This is a genomic window from Stygiolobus caldivivus (assembly GCF_019704315.1).
In the GTDB taxonomy this organism is placed as follows: domain Archaea; phylum Thermoproteota; class Thermoprotei_A; order Sulfolobales; family Sulfolobaceae; genus Stygiolobus; species Stygiolobus caldivivus.
Window position 1 is genome coordinate 1,844,779 of the sequence record NZ_AP024597.1, and the last position, 18,206, is coordinate 1,862,984.

22 protein-coding genes and 1 tRNA gene are annotated in these 18,206 nt (G+C 34.2%); 12 read left to right on the forward strand and 11 right to left on the reverse strand.

Annotation, left to right across the window (positions count from 1 at the left end):
• Window positions 1-50: 50 nt before the first annotated feature.
• Window positions 51-407: an Sjogren's syndrome/scleroderma autoantigen 1 family protein gene (locus KN1_RS08740; RefSeq protein ID WP_221287139.1), complete on the forward strand. Its 357-nt coding sequence runs from the start codon at window positions 51-53 to the stop codon at window positions 405-407.
• On the opposite strand, the gene tmk is transcribed toward KN1_RS08740, so the two are convergent.
• Genes tmk through KN1_RS08755 form a run of 3 tightly spaced genes read right to left on the reverse strand, consistent with a single transcriptional unit; the run spans window position 379 to window position 2,560 of the window.
• Window positions 379-951, reverse strand: a complete 573-nt coding sequence (tmk, locus tag KN1_RS08745; protein WP_221290627.1) for a dTMP kinase — start codon at window positions 949-951, stop codon at window positions 379-381. The two genes, KN1_RS08740 and tmk, sit on opposite strands and share 29 nt — an antisense overlap.
• Window positions 942-2,036 (reverse strand): Clp1/GlmU family protein, encoded by a 1,095-nt coding sequence (locus KN1_RS08750; protein ID WP_221287140.1) that lies wholly within the window; start codon window positions 2,034-2,036, stop codon window positions 942-944. Before KN1_RS08750 ends, tmk begins: the two co-directional genes overlap by 10 nt.
• Complete coding sequence (locus tag KN1_RS08755) at window positions 2,033-2,560, reverse strand: hypothetical protein (RefSeq protein WP_221287142.1); 528 nt, start codon at window positions 2,558-2,560, stop codon at window positions 2,033-2,035. The genes KN1_RS08750 and KN1_RS08755 overlap by 4 nt, the downstream gene beginning before the upstream one ends.
• Between KN1_RS08755 and KN1_RS08760 the strand changes: the two genes are divergently transcribed.
• The 4 genes from KN1_RS08760 to KN1_RS08775 are packed head-to-tail and all read left to right on the forward strand — an operon-like array spanning window position 2,561 to window position 4,211.
• The gene (locus tag KN1_RS08760; RefSeq protein ID WP_221287144.1) at window positions 2,561-3,124 is read left to right on the forward strand and encodes an ATP-binding protein; all 564 of its coding nucleotides are present in this window, start codon (window positions 2,561-2,563) and stop codon (window positions 3,122-3,124) included.
• Entirely contained in the window at window positions 3,115-3,612 is a 498-nt protein-coding gene (locus KN1_RS08765; protein ID WP_221287149.1) for a CDP-2,3-bis-(O-geranylgeranyl)-sn-glycerol synthase, read from the forward strand. The genes KN1_RS08760 and KN1_RS08765 overlap by 10 nt, the downstream gene beginning before the upstream one ends.
• A gap of 9 nt (window positions 3,613-3,621) precedes the next feature.
• Window positions 3,622-3,960: a hypothetical protein gene (locus KN1_RS08770; protein WP_221287150.1), complete on the forward strand. Its 339-nt coding sequence runs from the start codon at window positions 3,622-3,624 to the stop codon at window positions 3,958-3,960.
• Window positions 3,961-3,980: 20 nt separating this feature from the next.
• Window positions 3,981-4,211 (forward strand): hypothetical protein, encoded by a 231-nt coding sequence (locus KN1_RS08775; protein WP_221287152.1) that lies wholly within the window; start codon window positions 3,981-3,983, stop codon window positions 4,209-4,211.
• Between the two features lie 55 nt (window positions 4,212-4,266).
• Here the strand turns inward: KN1_RS08775 and mcm are convergent, their stop codons facing one another.
• On the reverse strand, window positions 4,267-6,327 hold the full coding sequence (gene mcm / locus KN1_RS08780) for a minichromosome maintenance protein MCM (protein WP_221287154.1): 2,061 nt from the start codon (window positions 6,325-6,327) through the stop codon (window positions 4,267-4,269).
• Complete coding sequence (gene gins23 / locus KN1_RS08785; protein WP_221287156.1) at window positions 6,317-6,853, reverse strand: DNA replication protein Gins23; 537 nt, start codon at window positions 6,851-6,853, stop codon at window positions 6,317-6,319. The genes mcm and gins23 overlap by 11 nt, the downstream gene beginning before the upstream one ends.
• A 41-nt stretch (window positions 6,854-6,894) precedes the next feature.
• Between gins23 and KN1_RS08790 the strand changes: the two genes are divergently transcribed.
• The 3 genes from KN1_RS08790 (at window position 6,895) to moaC (ending at window position 9,379) form a co-directional block, all read left to right on the forward strand.
• Window positions 6,895-7,365: a THUMP domain-containing protein gene (locus KN1_RS08790; RefSeq protein WP_225905636.1), complete on the forward strand. Its 471-nt coding sequence runs from the start codon at window positions 6,895-6,897 to the stop codon at window positions 7,363-7,365.
• 69 nt (window positions 7,366-7,434) lie between these two features.
• Window positions 7,435-8,685, forward strand: a complete 1,251-nt coding sequence (locus KN1_RS08795) for an ORC1-type DNA replication protein (protein ID WP_221287158.1) — start codon at window positions 7,435-7,437, stop codon at window positions 8,683-8,685.
• Window positions 8,686-8,920: 235 nt separating this feature from the next.
• Complete coding sequence (moaC, locus tag KN1_RS08800) at window positions 8,921-9,379, forward strand: cyclic pyranopterin monophosphate synthase MoaC (protein WP_221287160.1); 459 nt, start codon at window positions 8,921-8,923, stop codon at window positions 9,377-9,379.
• Here the strand turns inward: moaC and KN1_RS08805 are convergent.
• From KN1_RS08805 to KN1_RS08825, 5 genes are read right to left on the reverse strand one after another with little or no spacing between them, the layout of a single operon-like run.
• Complete coding sequence (locus tag KN1_RS08805; protein WP_221287162.1) at window positions 9,351-10,676, reverse strand: replication factor C large subunit; 1,326 nt, start codon at window positions 10,674-10,676, stop codon at window positions 9,351-9,353. The two genes, moaC and KN1_RS08805, sit on opposite strands and share 29 nt — an antisense overlap.
• On the reverse strand, window positions 10,677-11,651 hold the full coding sequence (locus tag KN1_RS08810) for a replication factor C small subunit (RefSeq protein WP_221287164.1): 975 nt from the start codon (window positions 11,649-11,651) through the stop codon (window positions 10,677-10,679).
• A 5-nt stretch (window positions 11,652-11,656) separates the two neighbouring features.
• Window positions 11,657-12,106 carry a YbhB/YbcL family Raf kinase inhibitor-like protein gene (locus KN1_RS08815; protein ID WP_221287165.1) on the reverse strand — a complete coding sequence of 150 codons (450 nt, stop codon included), beginning with the start codon at window positions 12,104-12,106 and terminating at the stop codon, window positions 11,657-11,659.
• Window positions 12,107-12,137: 31 nt separating this feature from the next.
• The gene (gene psmB, locus KN1_RS08820) at window positions 12,138-12,755 is read right to left on the reverse strand and encodes an archaeal proteasome endopeptidase complex subunit beta (RefSeq protein ID WP_221290629.1); all 618 of its coding nucleotides are present in this window, start codon (window positions 12,753-12,755) and stop codon (window positions 12,138-12,140) included.
• Between the two features lie 40 nt (window positions 12,756-12,795).
• Entirely contained in the window at window positions 12,796-13,989 is a 1,194-nt protein-coding gene (locus tag KN1_RS08825) for an amidase (RefSeq protein WP_221287168.1), read from the reverse strand.
• Window positions 13,990-14,442: 453 nt separating this feature from the next.
• On the opposite strand from KN1_RS08825, the gene KN1_RS08830 reads away from it, so the two are divergent.
• The 4 genes from KN1_RS08830 to KN1_RS08845 all read left to right on the forward strand — a co-directional run bounded on the left by KN1_RS08830 (window position 14,443) and on the right by KN1_RS08845 (window position 16,751).
• A complete protein-coding gene (locus KN1_RS08830; protein WP_221287170.1) occupies window positions 14,443-15,447 on the forward strand; it encodes an acryloyl-coenzyme A reductase in 1,005 nt (334 codons plus the stop codon).
• A gap of 25 nt (window positions 15,448-15,472) precedes the next feature.
• Complete coding sequence (locus tag KN1_RS08835) at window positions 15,473-16,087, forward strand: hypothetical protein (protein ID WP_221287172.1); 615 nt, start codon at window positions 15,473-15,475, stop codon at window positions 16,085-16,087.
• An 11-nt stretch (window positions 16,088-16,098) separates the two neighbouring features.
• Window positions 16,099-16,590 (forward strand): hypothetical protein, encoded by a 492-nt coding sequence (locus KN1_RS08840; RefSeq protein WP_221287174.1) that lies wholly within the window; start codon window positions 16,099-16,101, stop codon window positions 16,588-16,590.
• A 67-nt stretch (window positions 16,591-16,657) separates the two neighbouring features.
• Window positions 16,658-16,751: transfer RNA gene (locus KN1_RS08845), tRNA-Lys, on the forward strand.
• Window positions 16,752-16,965: 214 nt separating this feature from the next.
• Here KN1_RS08845 and KN1_RS08850 read toward each other — a convergent pair.
• Complete coding sequence (locus KN1_RS08850) at window positions 16,966-17,895, reverse strand: NAD-dependent epimerase/dehydratase family protein (protein WP_221287175.1); 930 nt, start codon at window positions 17,893-17,895, stop codon at window positions 16,966-16,968.
• Window positions 17,896-18,206 lie beyond the last annotated feature (311 nt).

The following is an 18,206-nucleotide window of genomic DNA, read 5'->3' on the forward strand; positions in this document are numbered from 1 at the left end:
TAGTAATCATGGTTTTTTAGTTTATTACCCACTTATTATTAGTGGTCTACATGTCAAATACAGACTCTGTGAAGAAAGCTGCTAATCTATTAAGACAAGGTGCAACAATGTTAGATCTTGCTTGCCCCATATGTCATATGCCGTTATTTAAGCTAAAGAATGGAGACGTAATTTGCCCTACTCACGGAAAAGTGTATATAGTAGAAAACGAAGAAGAAGAGAAGAAAATCACAGGTACTATGACTCTAGAAAAACTAGAAAGTACATTATATAAAGGAATAGAAATATTAAACGAGAAACTTAATAAAGAACCATTGGACGTTGACTCTATAAATCAAATAATAAGATACTTAGAAGCTATTGAAAGAGTGACGAGAATTAAAGGTCTGATAAATAAGAATAAATGACAGAATATACCTTGTTAACCACTTTATCTAAAGGTTCTTCTGCATTTATAATTACAATATTTTTCTCTTTTTTTGCAATTTCTAAATATCTTTCCCTAACAAGTTTCAAACTGTCTAGCTTTTCCTGAAAATTAAATTTATCATTCTTCTGAATTCTTCTTATAGCTATTTCTGGAGATAAATCTAAAAGTATAGTTAGGAAAGGCTTGGGGAATTTAGAGTTAACTAATTCTATCCAATTTTCATCTAAACCTAAAGCTGACTGATATGCCACAGATGAATAGATATATCTGTCCATTATAACCAGATCCGGGTTTTGCGTGGATAGGTACTGTAAATGATAAGCCCTATCTGCAGCAAACAAGAGAGTTAGTGTAACTGGATCTTTCCACCCCGCTTTTTCTATCAAGCTTGATATTTCCTCTGTGTAAGGTTCTTTAGTTAAGATTATCCTTTTACTTACGTTTCTGATTTTTTCATATACTAATTTAGATACTGTAGTCTTTCCTGACCCGTCGATTCCTTCGAATGATATTATTCGCAACATCTTTTTATCCTCACTCTTTTTTCGGTGAAATCCTCGTTTAAACTGATCTCCCCCATTATAGCCCCATCATAATTTTCCACAGGAGTTAGTATGTCGATCTGGTTATTTTCTTCCTTAATATCCTTAACCATAGCAGCTCCCACAACTTCACCTTTATATGTCAATGCGAGTAGAAGACCTAAAAGGTCAGACCTATCTATATAAAGACCACTACACGGTTTCTCCTCGACTAGTTGTAAGGTTTGATCCCATACTCTTATTAAATTCTTAGAAATTGGAACACCTAAAAGTTGGTTTACACTTAAAGTTGACACTTTGGCTTTACCGAAATATTCCTTATATTTCTGAGATCTGTATTTTCTTCTCTTCACTCTATCTCTATCTGTGCTGAGAGGAAAAGGGCGTACAATTTTCATCTTTCTCAGCAAATCTCTCGGGAAATCTGATGCTAGCCTTTCATTGAATACGATAATATAATCTGGGTCTACACTGTAAATTAACTCTATTTTATGCTTATATGCTTGAAAACCTTTAACCCATCCATCGCTGTCTATTATAATATTTTTATTATGACTTAGTTTCTTCAATGCAAGCAGGATTAAAGCTATGTGAAGTCTTGGGTTAAATGAAGGGGAAATATTACCGAAAAATTCAAGTCCTTTAACTGTACGTGATACTAGTGTTAGCTTTTTTGAGTTATCCTCTGTATAGGATATGAATGTGGGCAAAAATAAGGATGATTGGCCTACGTCAGAGTCTATTAAGGAGCCTCCTAATAGGTTGACCAAGGAATTAGAGAGATAAGTCTTACCTGAATTTTCATCCCCGATAACTAATATCTTTCCACCTACTATTTCTTCAACTATTCTGTGCCACCCGAGTGATCTATAAGTAGTAACTAGTCTACAATCGGTTTCTATTTCAGTGTTATTTATAGAAGTAATAGTAAAATAGTTATATTCAGTTATATCTAGTTGATCGCCAGATGACAATTGAATGCCTGAAATAATTACTTTGCCTTCCTTTATGAATAAGCTGCAAGGTCCTTCTATTACAGCATCTATTTCAGGCTGAAGTTTCATAGAGCTGACCTAAGCGCTATAATATAGGCGGCTCTAATGTCTCTATCCTTTATTTGTACAAAAGGATTATTAGGAGAACTACTTTTGGACTCATTCACTATTTTTGCTTGGCTAAATTTTATCTTAATGATTCTATATACTAATTCACCTATCTTATTTCCTCCACCAACTCCTATTTTAAGGGATTTATGGGGATAAGACGATATAATATCAGATAATTCATCGTTTATGTCAATTACGTTGGAAGTTCTGCTTTCTATTAGCTCTCCGTCACCTATTATTGCTATAGATAATCTCTCCTTATTAGTATCTATACCTATGAGTAATTCATTAAAGTATTCTTTACCTCGAATTTTGCATATAATTTTACCTATTAAGACATCAAGAGGTAAGTCATTAATATCGTTATCAGTTATTACTATTTCACCTTCTTCCGATACTTTTATCCCTCTTTCTCTTAATTTACGTAGCATCTCATGATACTTCTTAGGGTCTGAGATCCTAATTGCAACTTTTTTTACCACATGTATCTTAACATTTTTGAGGAATTTAAAGATTTGAAGATTAGTGATTATATTTTTGAGAAAGGGAGCCTAGTCTCTATATATGGAGAACCGGGAAGTGGTAAGACTATTATAGGTATACATATTGCATTAGAGCTGGGAGATAGCGTATATATATCTACTAAAGACTCTACTTACCGAGCAAGAGTAGAGAAATTAAAAGGTAGACCTAACGTATATTTTACCCAGGCTAATAATCAAATTGAACTCACTTCAGCTATTTTAAATGCATCAAAATTAAATTTAAAACTAATAATAGTAGATACCATGAATTATATTTATAAGGTAAACAGAGCTAAAAAAGAGATTGAACTACCCCTCATGTTAATCCAAGCCTTTGTTAGGAGCGGGCTTAATAGAGCGTTATTACTTTGGGATACCTCAAGTAACAACAGAGTATTAGGGGAATTATTTATGAGAAAATTTTCCGATGATGTATTTAGAATAACTAAAGGCGAAATAATTGGCAATTTACGGGTATGCAAATTTAAAATTCTCGAAAACGGTGTTTTAGGTTGCTTATAATAACTCTGATTTTGGGTATAGTATATTACATCCCAGCTCTTGTAGCAAACGGGAGTGCTCCCTTTGTCAGAAGGGGGACTCCAATAGACTTCGGAAAGAAATTAAGTGATAATAGAAGACTTCTGGGTGACGGAAAAACGTTTGAGGGGCTATTACTTGCATTGACTTTTGGTAGCACTGTAGGAGTTATAATAGCAAAATTTTTAGGAGAAGAATGGATAGTCATAGCCTTTTGGGAAAGCCTTGCGGCAATGTTAGGAGATATGCTAGGAGCATTTATTAAAAGACGGCTTGGGATGGAAAGGGGACAGAGAGCACCTCTGCTGGATCAACTCGATTTCTTTCTTGCCTCTACCTTAGCATTATTAATACTCGGCGTGAAACTACAAGTAATCCAGGTAATATCGGTTGGTTTAATAGTAATAGGTTTACATATGTTTACCAACTATGTGGCTTTTCGATTAAAAATAAAAAGTGTGCCGTGGTAAATAATAACTATGCCAAAAAGAGGAAGCGAAAAGACGTATTCTTCCATTAATAATGCATATGTGCTAATAATATTGATAATATTGATGGGAATAGCTATATTAGGAGCAATTGCATTCCCTTACTATATTTCTCCCATAACATATTCAAATGGCGGACAGCCTCAAGCGGGGGGAATAGCAGTACTTGCAGCTATTATAATTATGGGAGCAATTGCTGGAGTATATTTTATAGAAAACAGAAATTATGAATTAGGAGGAATATTATTAGTTCTAGCATTACTAATTATAGCCGTGTACGTATGGGTATCTTATGGATCCGGTGCAATTAAATTTATATTTAACATCTAGGTAAGAGGTAATGATAGCCGATGGAGCCTATAAAAATTACACTCTCAAGCGGGAGAGAAATAGTTATTGATGAAAACGGGGTAAAGGTTCTAAATGAATATGTAAGAACACAAATGACATTAGAACAACTAGCTAAGAAACTTAATTTAACAGGATGGGAAGAAGCATATGATTTGATAAAGCAATTACCCCCTTATATAATGTGGACGCCTATATCAATATTATCAAAAATGGGTAATAATAAAGCATAAGTAAGTGTGTTCTCGTATTTTAGGAAATAACTTATAAACTTGTTAGGTTTTTGATCTACACTTTTTTATAGCACTCTGGCTTTGACTCGTATATTAATCCTTGTCTCCTCATATCTGTAAGTAATTTTTCTATGCTCTGCTTATCTATTCCTATTCTTTCTCCTTCCTTAACAATATCTTTTACTTTTGCACACTCATTCAATGATAGTGTATCAATAATTTCTAATATCTTAGCCATTTTCTCTCTAGCACTTTTAGGTTTACCGGTCATAATAGTATCTATATCTATTTTTCCAGATTCTACATCTAAACCTACATTCTCAAGAAATATTCTCATAATGTTTATTGCTCTTTCTGCATCTTCTTTTGTAACCTCACCCTTTAGAGCCATTTTAGCATAAGCTTCGGATATCCTAATTAAGGCCTCTAACTGTCTTGGAGTAATAATAATAGGTGAATCTGCTGTTTCCACGCTCTTTCTCCTCATTTCTACAAAGAAGTCTTGCAGAAGTTGCTTTGCTTCTTCACTAAGCTTCGGGAAAACATTCTTTTTAGCGTATGCTATATATTTCTTTAATAAGTCTATTTCAATTGCATTTTGATCCGTAGTTCTATTTCCATGAACGTTTAAAATATGTGAGGCCAGATATACGTCACTATCACCGGGGTTATCGATCAAAATGAAGATTAGATCGAATCTTGATAATATTGTCGGGGGCAAGTTAATATTTTCTGAAATTCCTCTCTCCTTTATGTATCTACCTAATTTAGGGTTACCGGCTGCAATAACTGTAGCTCTAGCGTTTAGTTTGGCTACAATACCTGCTTTGGCTATTGATACTGTCTGTTGTTCCATTGCTTCATGGATTGCTACTCTATCATCATCTCTCATCTTGTCTATTTCATCTATTACGGCCACACCTCCATCAGCTAAAACTAATGCACCAGCTTCTAAGTAAAAATCTCCACTATTCTTATCCCTAGTGACTGTTGCGGTTAATCCTGCAGCCGTAGAACCTTTGCCAGTAGTATACACAGCTCTAGGAGCTACTCTGGATGCAAATTGGAGTATTTGAGACTTAGCTGTTCCAGGGTCTCCTATTATTAGTACATGTATGTCGCCTCTAATCCTAGTGCCGTCGGCAAGAATCTTACTAACTCCACCAAATAGCGAAAGGGCAATAGCTTCTTTTATTTCCCAATGACCGTAAATTGAGGGGGCAATAGATGAAATTATTTTTTCCCTTATCCATGGGTCCTTTGCCAAGTCTTTAATTTTCTTTTCGTCTTCCTCTGATATTCTGACTTCATCTAACACCTTTTGTGATATTTCAATACTATTTACTTTTAAGTAAAAATCGAAAACTGACTTGCTCCCCCTTTTAACTTGTGAATCTTTCTTGATTTCTAAGATTCCTACTATTTTAACTCTATCGCCAGGTCTTGCTACATCTACTAGATCGTCTTCAAATACCACCTCTAACTGTCTAGGTAGTTGACCAGGCGGTATTTCCTCAGGTCTTTCTTGTAATACTGCTTTTTGGTAGTCCACAAAGGTCGACTTATCTTCAATTAGTTTAAATTGACCTGCTTTTCCACACATAGGACATGAAGATGGTAACTCTATTATTTCGCCCATATCTTCTTCATCAGGCGGCCAGTAGAACTCTTGCATACAATCGGGACTTATATGCTGATACACTGCCTTACTCAGCCTTTCTTTTACAGGTGTCGATTTTACCAGAATACCTTCAACAGATATTAACTTTCCAATTTCATTACTTCTAATTTTTCTTAGCTCAACAGTTCTAGGGATGTTGAGTATACGTAAATGTATATTACTTATTTCATATTGATACTCCGGATCTTTTTCTATTATATAATCATAGACTTTTTTCTCTAAGATAGGGACTATATCTTTTGGGGAATTAATTAAAACAGTAGCTAAATTCTGGTTAAACGAGAATAGATCTGCAAAGTTTACATAAAAGCTTTTCCTCCTATAAGCTATTATCTCATTTATTTGATTTAAATAAGATAGTCTACCCCTATTGTCTTTAAACGTGGTTATAAACTCAATGAATAATTCTCCGTAATCGATTTGTTTAGTTTCCAATTATATCACCTATTCCACGGTCAATTATATCTTTTATTATCTTGTAGACTAAAAACTCTTCATTAGTCATTCTATCAATTACGCTTTCATCAGATATATTTAGAAAGGCTAACTGCATTATTTTCCTTATTCTAATTGAAACTATCTCGTTTACGACCTGATCTAATTTCCTTAATTGTTCTAGTGCTTGCAGGTCATTCTTTTGCTTAAGGTTCTCCCTTAACAGCTGAACCCTATGATAGAAATCTTTAGGGAGTAGTGAAAGAGACGCCGGAGTATTTATAGTCTGCTTTTCTTGGAAAAGGACTCTACCCAGTTCGTCTACGCTCACCATATCCATTATTTTAGCCACGTTTTTTTCTTGGAGCTTTATACCTAACCACGTAGAAACTTCATCTTCGCTGCCCTTTGATAAAGATATTTCTTCAAACCCGTCATCAAACGGACCCCAATCATCTAAGACAAGGATTTTTTTCTTTGTAACCATCATTATTCTATTAATAGCTTTAATCTTACTGTTTACCATAAGTTAAGGTTTGTATATTAGCGTTTAAAAGGTATACTATTGTGAAACCTGTCCTTTTAGTAACGGCTAGGAAAAATAAAGAAAACAGATGCACTATCGAGATCTTAAATAGAATATTAATTAAGGACATTAATGCCAAAGTAGATGAAATAATTAAGAATGTTTTTATAGTTTACTCAGACTTAAATCCAATGGAAGCTTTCGGATTACTGTACTCGGCTTCTCCTTCATGTGTCTCGAAGATCTACCCTATTAACTTCTTATTATACAGTACCAAAGAAGATGAAATAATTAAGAATGTAGTGGATTATTCACGGCAAATAGTTAGCAGTACTTTTTATGTGGATTGTTTTAAAAGGGGGGTTGAAGTCAGTTGTAGAGAAATTGAAATTGGAATAGGTCTTGGATTAAAGGGATACGCAAAGGTCGATTTTAAGCATCCAGATATAATAATTACAGTGAACGTTCTACCTAATTTCACAACAGTTTCCTACTTAAAAAAGGTAAAGTAATAATTTCGGTTAAGTGTCTCAGTCAAAATATATAGTATTACTTTGAGAAATTAGTATAGGGTGAAACTTTTGGTTGACATTAAGGACTTAATCGAAAATACTATTGAAGGGAGTACTGTGTTTAATAATACTTCTGCCCTTAACCCAGAGCATATTCCGGCAAATTTACCACATAGAGAAAACCAAATAAAAGAACTTACTGTATCGTTTAAGGACCTTATTATAAACCCCGGGAGCACCTCAATAAGAACAGTGATAGTAGGAAGGACGGGTACCGGAAAAACCGTGACCGCTAAGAAATTCGGAAATGAATTAAAAGGGATAGCAAACCAAAAAGGACTTAAACTATATTATGTCCATGTTAATTGCCATAGGCAGAGGACACTTTACCTTATGTTAATGGAAATAGCACAGAACTTGAGATTACCTTTACCTAATAGGGGATTATCTTCACAAGAAACTTTCAAACTAATATATGATTACTTAGAAAGAAAGAACCTTCATTTACTTCTTACATTAGATGAATTTGACTACTTTATAAGCACGTCACCAATAGAAGATATTTATTTCCTCGTGAGAATTTATGATGAATTGAACGTCAGTGTAAAGAGGCTCCATTACATTTTCATAGTTAGAGAACTATCTACTTTATCAGGACTAGATAAAAGTATAAAAGATCATATTATAAAGAATATAATCGAATTCTCTCCTTATACTTCTTCGGATCTTTATGATATATTACAAGATAGGATTATAAATGAAAAAGCGTTTAAGCCTAATGCAGTTTCTGATGAAGCAATAAAATTCATATCTGATATACATGGTGCCGATAAAGGAGGAAGCGGTAATGCAAGGCTCGCCATAGAGACATTAGAGCTAGCAGGTAAAATTGCAGATACCGAAAATGCACCTATTATAACTGTTGAACATGCTAAAAAGGCTAATTCAAAAATTAATCCTGAAATGAGCGTTATTACGGATACAATAAAAGATCTAGATTTACACTACCTCCTCCTTTTAAAAGCGATCTCTTCCTTGCATAAAAAACAAGGAGAAGATTTCTTCCCTATGGGTAGAGTTGAAGAAGAATACAGAACCGTAGCATCACTATTAGGTGAAGAGCCCAGAAGACATACACAGATATTTGAATATATTAGAAGGCTAAAACTTATGGGACTAATACTAACTAGACACAGTAGCAAAGGTATGAGAGGAAGAACTACACTTATCTCTTTGCCCATTCCAGTCTCAACAGAACTAGAAGAACTATTAGATGGAGAGATTAAAAGGAGGTTGCAAAAATCACGGCTGAGCTCCTAAATTGTGAAATATTGAAAATACTTTTTATTTTATTTAAAGAAGATGAGATAAATATAACTAAATTATACAAGAAAACAAAAATAAAATATAACAAACTAGAAAAAGATATATTATTACTGAGAGATAAGAACTTGATCGAAGTAATAGAAGGGAGTAAAACTAAAGTAATTAGACTTAATTATTCAAATCCTAAAGTCATAATATTAAAAAACCTGTTTGAGGAATTAGACACTGTATGACAGAAGCAAAAGTAGTAGATATTTCTAAAAAGGAAGTAGTACTAAGAGAGGCAAAAGTTGAAGGATTTATAAAATTAAAAAAAGATACTATTAACCTGATAAAAGAAGGGAAGATTGAAAAAGGTGATGTAATAAATACAGCTAAAGTAGCAGGTTTTTTAGCTGCAAAAAGAACTCCAGAATTAATTCCAATGTGCCACCCTATACCTATAGAGGCTGTTGATATTGATATAAAAATTGAAGAGAACGGATTGAGAGTTATTACATCAGTGAAAGCTCACTATAAAACTGGTGTAGAAATGGAAGCTTTAACAGCTACCTCTATAGTACTGTTAACAATATGGGATATGGTAAAGAAATACGAAAAAGACCCACAAGGACAGTATCCAGAAACAGAAATAAGTAATATTAAGGTATTATCTAAATCTAAGATTTACGACGATAATACCTTTTAGTAGTCTTACCCGTTTTTTTAGCAGGCCATTCACTAACCCTTTTCTCTTCCTCCATTTTTTCGCCAGATAGAATCGAAATTATTTCTTTTTCACCCTCTGTCAATTCGAGCTCTTTATCTAGCTTTTCTTTATACTTCCGATAATATTGTATGAAATACGGAAGAATATCGTCTAATGTTTTAGAGGAAGAATTGTGAAGTTGATAGGATATTTTCCTCGCTAAAGAAGCTAGATTATCTCTACTTTCTTTACTCTTAGCCAATAGCTGGATATATTGTGGAAATTGGTATTTTACCCATTTCGCCTTATAACTAGGTTTCTTCTTCTCTAAAGATGCAAAAGCCGTACCAGGACCCATTAAATCAAAAACGTACGAGAGCAAGTCCCAATCTCCTCTCTTAGCCCTACTTAGAAATATTGATGCACGGCCTAACGCATCATATGCTCGCCATACATCTTCTATTGACTCGTACTGTAAAGGTATATTTTCATCAATCCATCTCATTAATAGCTCATAATCTATTTGAGTACTCGTTGCGGCGTTTTTAGCCTGCCAGTAATACCTTGCCCAAAATATATCTCTCAGGGCCTCAAATGGATCTAATTCTCTATCTTTTTTCCTTACTATTTCTTTTACGGCATCAATAGTGACTTTTCCATAGCCCTCAGCAACACCTTGAAGCATATTTATCGCGTATCTTGCATCACCTTCACTCTGTTCCACTATATAATCTAGTGCATCATCACTGCACTGAATTTTTTCTGATTCACATATTTTCTTCAATATTCGTCTCATGGGATATTTCGTTAACCTCTTTAGCTCTACCATTTTAGCTGCATTCCTAAGAGGTCTTAGAGAGGGATCCCAAGGGTCATTAGCAGTTAGAATTATAGGATATTTTGTCTTTCGGACAAGTTCTAATATTGCCTCTAATGCACCAGCATCTTGTTTAGTATTTATCCCATCTACTTCATCTAATAATATTAATTTGCCGCGTTTACCGAATAGGGATCCAGTGACAGCGGCTTGTTCAGCAATACTCCGTATCTGCACGAGATTCCTTGAATCGCTAGCATTCATCTCTATTAATTCTAAGTTATAGTCCCTAGCTAATGCTTCAGCTATAGTGGTTTTGCCTACTCCAGGTGGACCGTAGAGAAGAACAGCTCTATTCTCAGGGACTTTTCCGCTTATCCAACTCTCTATCCAGCCTTTCATCTCCTTTTTGGCATCTTCCTGATTTTCTATGTCTTGCAAGGATTTTGGTCTATATTTCAAAAACCACTGTAAGGGCAATTATGAACCACCGTATTTTTGTGCATATAATGCTAATTTAGCTAGAAAAGCCGTTAACTGGATCTCGTCATCAGCCCCTTCCATTATTCTAAATTCAACTTCACCTGCATAGTCAACTAAAATTACCTTTAATTCATCTGGTATATTTATTTCGTTCCCTGTAAGTTCCCTATGAACCTGCTTTATTATATCTTCGCCAGATAATCCGTAATTAACTAGTAAGTTTCTTAATTTATCTCTAGCCTGAGAGAATTTCCCTTGAATTGCTAGATTGATCATCTCTCTAACTTCTTTAGGTTGTGCAAGACCTAGAACTTTATACACAGATTCAACTGTAACTTTCCCGTATGCTGATGCAGCCTGGAGTATGTTTATCGATTTTCTCATATCACCTAATGTTATATCATATATTGTTTCCAATGCCTTTTGTTCCACTTCAACTTTCTCGTTCTTAGCAATATACATAAGCCTGCTAACCACATCTTCTTTCTTCAGCGGATAAAACCTAAATAAGGCCGTCCTAGATTGTATGGGTTCGATTATTTTACTCAAGTAATTGCATGCTAAAATAAATCTAGTAGTTTCTGTGTATAATTCCATTGTTCTTCTTAGCGCTTGTTGAGCGTCAGCTGTCATATTATCAGCTTCATCTAATAGAACTACTTTAAAGGGGACCTCCCCTGTCACTATTGTCCTTGCGAATTCTTTAACTTTATTTCTTATTACGTCAATCCCCCTCTCGTCGCTCGCATTTAGCTCTAGGAAATATTGTCTATAATTTTGTCCATATAGATCATGAACTAATGCCAATGCTGCAGTAGTTTTACCTGTACCAGGTGAACCTGAGAAAAGTAAATGTGGCATATTTCTCTCTTTAACAAACTTTTTGAGACGCTCAACAATATCTTTTTGATTAACAATTTCATCAAGACTTTTTGGCCTATACTTTTCTGCCCAAAGGACTTCTTCTTCCACTCTTATCACCTTCTTTTATACTTTCCCATAATAACTCCTTTATCTATTATGTGCCCTTCCATCATTCGTTTTAACTCATCAGCAGTGACCCCACTTTTTTCCGGTAACTCTACATCTAAGGCATAAACATTAAAATAATACCTGTGAGGTGGGTGACTCTTTGGAGGACAAGGCCCCCCATAGCCTACCTTCCCAAAGTCATTAACCCCTTGAATCATGGATGAAACGTTATTAACTTTAGGGACATTTTTAGGCAATTTATTATCCTTTATGTTATATATGACCCAATGAATAAAGGTCCCAGCTGGAGCATCAGGGTCTTCAACTATAATTGCATAGGACTTAGCACTAGGTACCATATCCCACTCAAGGTCTGGAGAAATATCTGAACCGTCACACGTATACTCTTTGGGGATAAAATCCTCATTTTTAAATGAACTACTTTTGACGTTCATAAAGAGAATTGTACAGTATAAAAATAAAACTCTAACTATACTTCTTATTAAGGTAAAATTCTTGCTCCTGATGCCCAGTTTTTGTTATCTTAGCAACTATAACTCCAGTTCCGGTATACGGATCTCTCTTTAATGAAGAGAAGATAGCCCTTTTTGCAAGTTCAGCTGCTTCATCTAAAGTTAGGTCTGGCCTATAACCGTCTTCTATTACACCTATAGCCTCTACCGAACCGGAACCCGTAGCAGTATAGTCTTCCTCAGTAAAATCACCTAAATAATCTAGATTATATAGCCTAGGTTTATCATCTACTCCTCCTATTAATATCTGCACTAAATAGGGAAAATACTTAGAAGTAGATAAAACTGTAGCTAAGTAAGTTGACAAAGCCTTTACAGAAATAGGACGAACACCCGTTATCAAATTATAATGGTATAAATTACGCAAAATATTATAAATATACTGTAAATCAGCTACACTTCCTGCCGTAGTGATACCTATATTATCTGCAATATACAAGACTTTTCTAACATATTTATGCGCCACATAAAATCCTGCACTAGCTCTCCTATCCGCTGCAAGGACTACACCATCTTTAGTTTTTATGCCAACGGTAGTTGTACCTTTTAGAATCTTATTACTAATATCCACGTTCTGCGGTAATTTGTTCATTTAACAAGACCCTGAATAACTAATTACTTTGGTTGCTAATAAATCCAACAATACCTAAAATCCTTTCTGCTATATCAAGGACAACTCCATCTTCATAAGGAAGTCCGCTAATCATTAGACCTATAGGCAGATTATCTACTTTTTCAACAGGTATAGAGATCGAAGGAGCTCCCACTACGTTGAAGATTTCAGTATTACTTATTAGGATATCTCTATATTCTAACTCTTTTCCCACTACATCTGCGATCTTTGGCGCAGGAGCTTTTGTGGTAGGTGATATTAATACATCAACTTTACTAAAAATTTTTATGTATTCTCTGATGATAACATTTCTAATTCTCAACGATTCTACATATTCATATCCTAGAATACTTTTACCTATTTCTAGTAATTTCTTAACATCCTCCGAGTAATTTTGCTTTTGAATTTCAAACCATCTCTTATGATAAGAGTATGCCTCAGATAGAGCTATAGTTTTTCTAACAAAGGAAGCATATTTCCTTATAATCCTATTATCTATCTCTACTATATCATAATAATTAGATAATTTATTTACAAATTTTAGTAAAGTTTTCGATGCAATATCATCACCAAATAGAAATAGCCCTATTTTCGGTTTCCTTTTCGCCTGATATACTAATGGAATCTTATTATCTAGTACAGAATCCAATATTTTAGATAGAAGTTTTATATCCTTAGTTAAAAATCCTACTGTGTCAAAGGTCCAGCTAAAAGGTATTACTCCTTCTGTGGAAATTAATCCAGTAGTAGGCTTAAATCCTATCACTCCGCAAAGTGAAGCCGGTATTCTTATCGAACCCCCAGTATCAGTACCTACTCCTATATCAGCTAAACCTAAGGCAACAGCTACAGCTGATCCACCACTGGAACCGCCGGAGATCCTCTCGGGATCTATTGGATTTTTTGCGGGACCTATTAACGAGGAGGTATTAGTAGCACCCATTGCAAATTCATGAGTATTCGTTTTTCCAATTATCTCGCCGCCTTCATTTAATATCTTTTGTACAATATACGCATTAGTCTCGGGTATATAATGCAAAAATCTAGAACCAGCTGTTGTAGGTAATCCTTTCACATCTATTATATCTTTAATTGCGAACTTTAGTCCGCTTAGTTTCCCCCTTTCTCTTTCTTTAACTCTTTTTATCGTTATAAAGATATTGTATTTTGAATTTAAGCTTTCTAAACTCATCTTCTGTCACACAGAACAATGGTTCTGGTAATTCAATCTCATCTCTCTTCTCCATTATAATATAAATGTTAGATAAAGACATTTTAAAAAAGTTATGCTGTAAATTTTTCTATTCGGGTCTTTCACGCGTCCTTTGCGAATTGTAATACTCTCTGTTAAATTAGTACAATTCAGTGTACAAATACTACAGTATACATAAGATCGTCCTTGGTAAACTAACTTATTAACCCATCATCCTACACTTTTATACGGTTTTATGTATTAATATCACTTATAGTGTATATTTAATGATTATAATCTCACTCTATTTAGACAAATGAAATTCGCAAAAGAAATGTAAACCACTCTTCTATTCAAACGAGTTGATAATTTTTATTTTTCATTTTTAATTAATGGAATTATTTAACGGCTAATAGCTAAATATTTATATTGTTTATACAATTTAGATTTATCATGAAGGCTATTGTTGTCCCTGGGAATAAGCAAGGATATAAACTACAAGAAGTACCAGATCCTAGACCTGCTAAGGATGAAGTAGTAATAAGAGTTGATAGAGCAGCATTATGTTACAGAGATTTACTTCAACTTCAAGGCTTCTATCCAAGAATGAAGTATCCAGTGATCCTTGGCCATGAAGTTGTGGGTACGATCGAAGAAGTAGGTGAAAACGTTAAAGGCTTCGAAGTAGGTGACAAAGTAATATCATTATTATATGCTCCAGACGGGACATGTGAATATTGTAAAATAGGCGAGGAAGCTTATTGTCATCATAGGCTAGGCTACTCAGAGGAACTGGATGGCTTTTTTGCAGAAAAAGCTAAGATAAAAATAACGAGTTTGGTAAAAGTGCCAAAAAGTGTATCTGATGATAATGCAGTTCTAGTACCTTGTGTCACTGGAATGATTTATAGAGGAATTAGAAGAGCAGGCGGAATAAGAAACGGGGAGTATGTTCTTGTTACCGGTGCAAGCGGTGGAGTAGGAATTCACGCTATTCAAGTAGCAAAAGCACTAGGGGCGAAGGTTATAGGGGTAACTACCTCTGAAGAAAAAGCAAAAGTAATTAGGCAATATGCGGACTACATAATCGTAGGTAATAAGTTCTCGGAAGAAGCTAAAAAAATAGGTGACGTAACACTAGTTATAGATACTGTAGGTACGCCAACCTTTGACGAAAGTCTGAAGTCGTTATGGATGGGTGGAAGAATTGTACAAATAGGAAATGTTGATCCTACTCAATCCTATAATTTAAGGTTAGGATATGTTATCCTTAAAGATATAAAAATAGTAGGCCATGCGTCAGCAACCAAATACGATGCTGAACAGACTTTAAAACTTGCTGCTGAAGATAAAATAAAACCGGTTATAGCTGGTACAGTATCTCTAGAAGAAATAGACAAAGGATATCAAATGATAAAAGATAAAAATAAGATAGGTAAGGTGTTAGTAAAACCATAAATGGTATTATAAAATATAATTTACTGTGAGAATAAAATTTACATCAATAAAAATTCCGTCTAGTCTAATTCCTCATAGTAAGAATGAATATGACCAAGTTAAAGAGGTTTCTGAGTATATATATGAGATTATCCAAGGATCAGATACTACGGATATAATTATCGATGATAAATTACTTTTTATATACTCTATGTTTACAAGCAAGTTATTAGAGAACGTGGTAGAGAATTCCTTTTTCTACGTTTATGGTCTTAAGGGCCATAAATATTTATCAGGCGATATGACTACGGTTTTAAGTGAATTAATCACATACTCGACACTGTTTTCCCTCTACGAAGTGAAATTAAACAACATAATCCCGTTTAGAACCGTTAAGTATCTCGGTACTATAGCAGACGCTGTTATAAACTTAGAGGAAGAAAGAAAGCTGGCTAAGGAATTAGAAACAGAAAATGGCCTATTATTCATAAATATAAGAGCTTCTATGACTCATAGGTCTTATATTCTAGTAGATAAGATTTGGAAAACTTTACTTAACATTGAACTCGTTAGATACCCAGATAATTATGGATTAATTTCTATAATAACACGAGAAAAAGAAAGTATTAAGGAGGCATTTGTATTTATAACTCCCGAGTGAGGATGATCCACTTGGATTGTAAAAACTTAACAAAATCTTTAGTAGAGCTATGGATAGGGAATTCTAAGGAGACAGAGAAATTATCAAAAGAGTGTATGGATTCCTTAAAGGATGAAATACATGAACTTAGAGAGAAAATAAAACAAATTAAAAGAGAAGTAGAAAGTAATTATTTACTCCCTGAGCTCCTTAGAGATAATGGGATAACGTCTCAAGATTTACTAAAATTAGCCTTATATGAATTATCAAGAAGAATGTATATCTTTAGCGGTGCTAACATTAGCAAAGAAAGATCTAATCTAAAATATATGTGGGTAGACCTAGGATTTAAAAAAATAATAAAGGCTTTCTGTGAAGATTGTTACGGATATTTATCCGTCCAACTTGACAACGGGTTTATAATAATGGTTGACGGTGTGATTTACGCAGAATTCTTTAAAACTGATGAAAATAACGCGGTAGACCTGATCTTAGATACTATTAAATCTCGTCGCGGAAAATAAGTGAGCGAATTTGCGTGGATCCAAGAGCGTTTACTTTTTATACTTTATTTTATGTTTGTTTTTTGCTGGGCCCGTAGCTCAGCCAGGTAGAGCGGCGGGCTTTTAACCGTGGGTCGCGGGAAGCGACCCGTAGGTCCCGGGTTCAAATCCCGGCGGGCCCGCGCTATTTATTTTCTACTTAAGATCATTATTATCCCCACATATGCTAAATATCCGAAAATGATCAATATTATTCCAAAATTTATTACCTTTATAAAGATCGGAGATAAATTAATAGCACCTATATTTATTTTAAAATTAAAAAATATAATAAGAAACGAAAGATAAATTACAGATATAGAACCTACCAATAAAAGTAAACCTAATAATTTGACTTTAAGCCCGTAGGTTATATCCATAAATTATATCCCTCGCTGCATATCTCACTGCTTGTGCGGATGAATATTTAGGAGCCCAGCCCAACCGTTTTATCTTTGTTACATCTAATAACATAAATCTAACATCCCCTTCCCAACCTCTACCATCTCCTCTATCTACATACTCATGAACTGGAACTAGGCCCATTTCTTCCTCTATAATCTGAGCTATTTCATTCACTGTTATCCAATCTTCATTACCTATATTAAATGCATCGTATGTTTTTTCGGACTTTTTTTCTAGTATCCTAAATGCACTAATTGTATCGGTTATGTATATATAACTTTTCCTTTGTTTACCGTTACCTAAAATTTCTAATTTATTAGGATTTTTACGTAATTTTTCAATAAAATCCTTTATCACTCCATGAGAAACCCTTCCACCTGTAACGTTCGCTAATCTAACTGATATACCTTTAATTCCATATATCCTCGAATAATACTCCACTAACTGTTCACCAACTAACTTGAAAATACCATAATTAGAAATCGGCTTTAACTCTGCGCTTTCAGGTGTTGGTATTTTATCTGTTTCTCCATAAACTGTTGAGGATGAGGCAAATATGAAAAGACTAACATCGTTACGTCTAGCTAGCTCTAACACATTAAAGGTAACTTCAACATCCCTACTAAAATGTTCAAATGGATCAATCATTGAAGTTCTTACATCTGGATTAGCCGCTAAATGATACAATATACTTCCTTTAGGTATCCTCAAACTAAATGCGGATTTATCCCTTAAATCGATCTTAAGATATTTTGCCTGATTATTAATATAGTTACCATTGGAAAAGTCATCTATCACTATGACCTCGTTCTTCTCGCCTACCAGATGATCGACCAAGTGTCCACCAATATATCCTGCTCCTCCAGTAACTACGTAACTCATTTACTAGTAAATTAGATATTTAATATTTTAAGCTAAGCTTTAGGGATAGCTCACGGTTCCACATTATGTATTGTAATATTCCTTATCAAATTAGAATAATTAAGTAGACAAATGATATAACTCGTGTAAATTTATTCTAGATAACATAAATTATAATGTCATTAATACGCGCTTTTATACACTGCCTTATGTTAATATTACTTAACTCATCATTAATAATTAAAACTACATTTCTTTTAACGAGATAAATATAACTTATAAAGGAGACTTACATCGCCCTCAAGCTTCATAGAGCTACCACTTAATAAAAT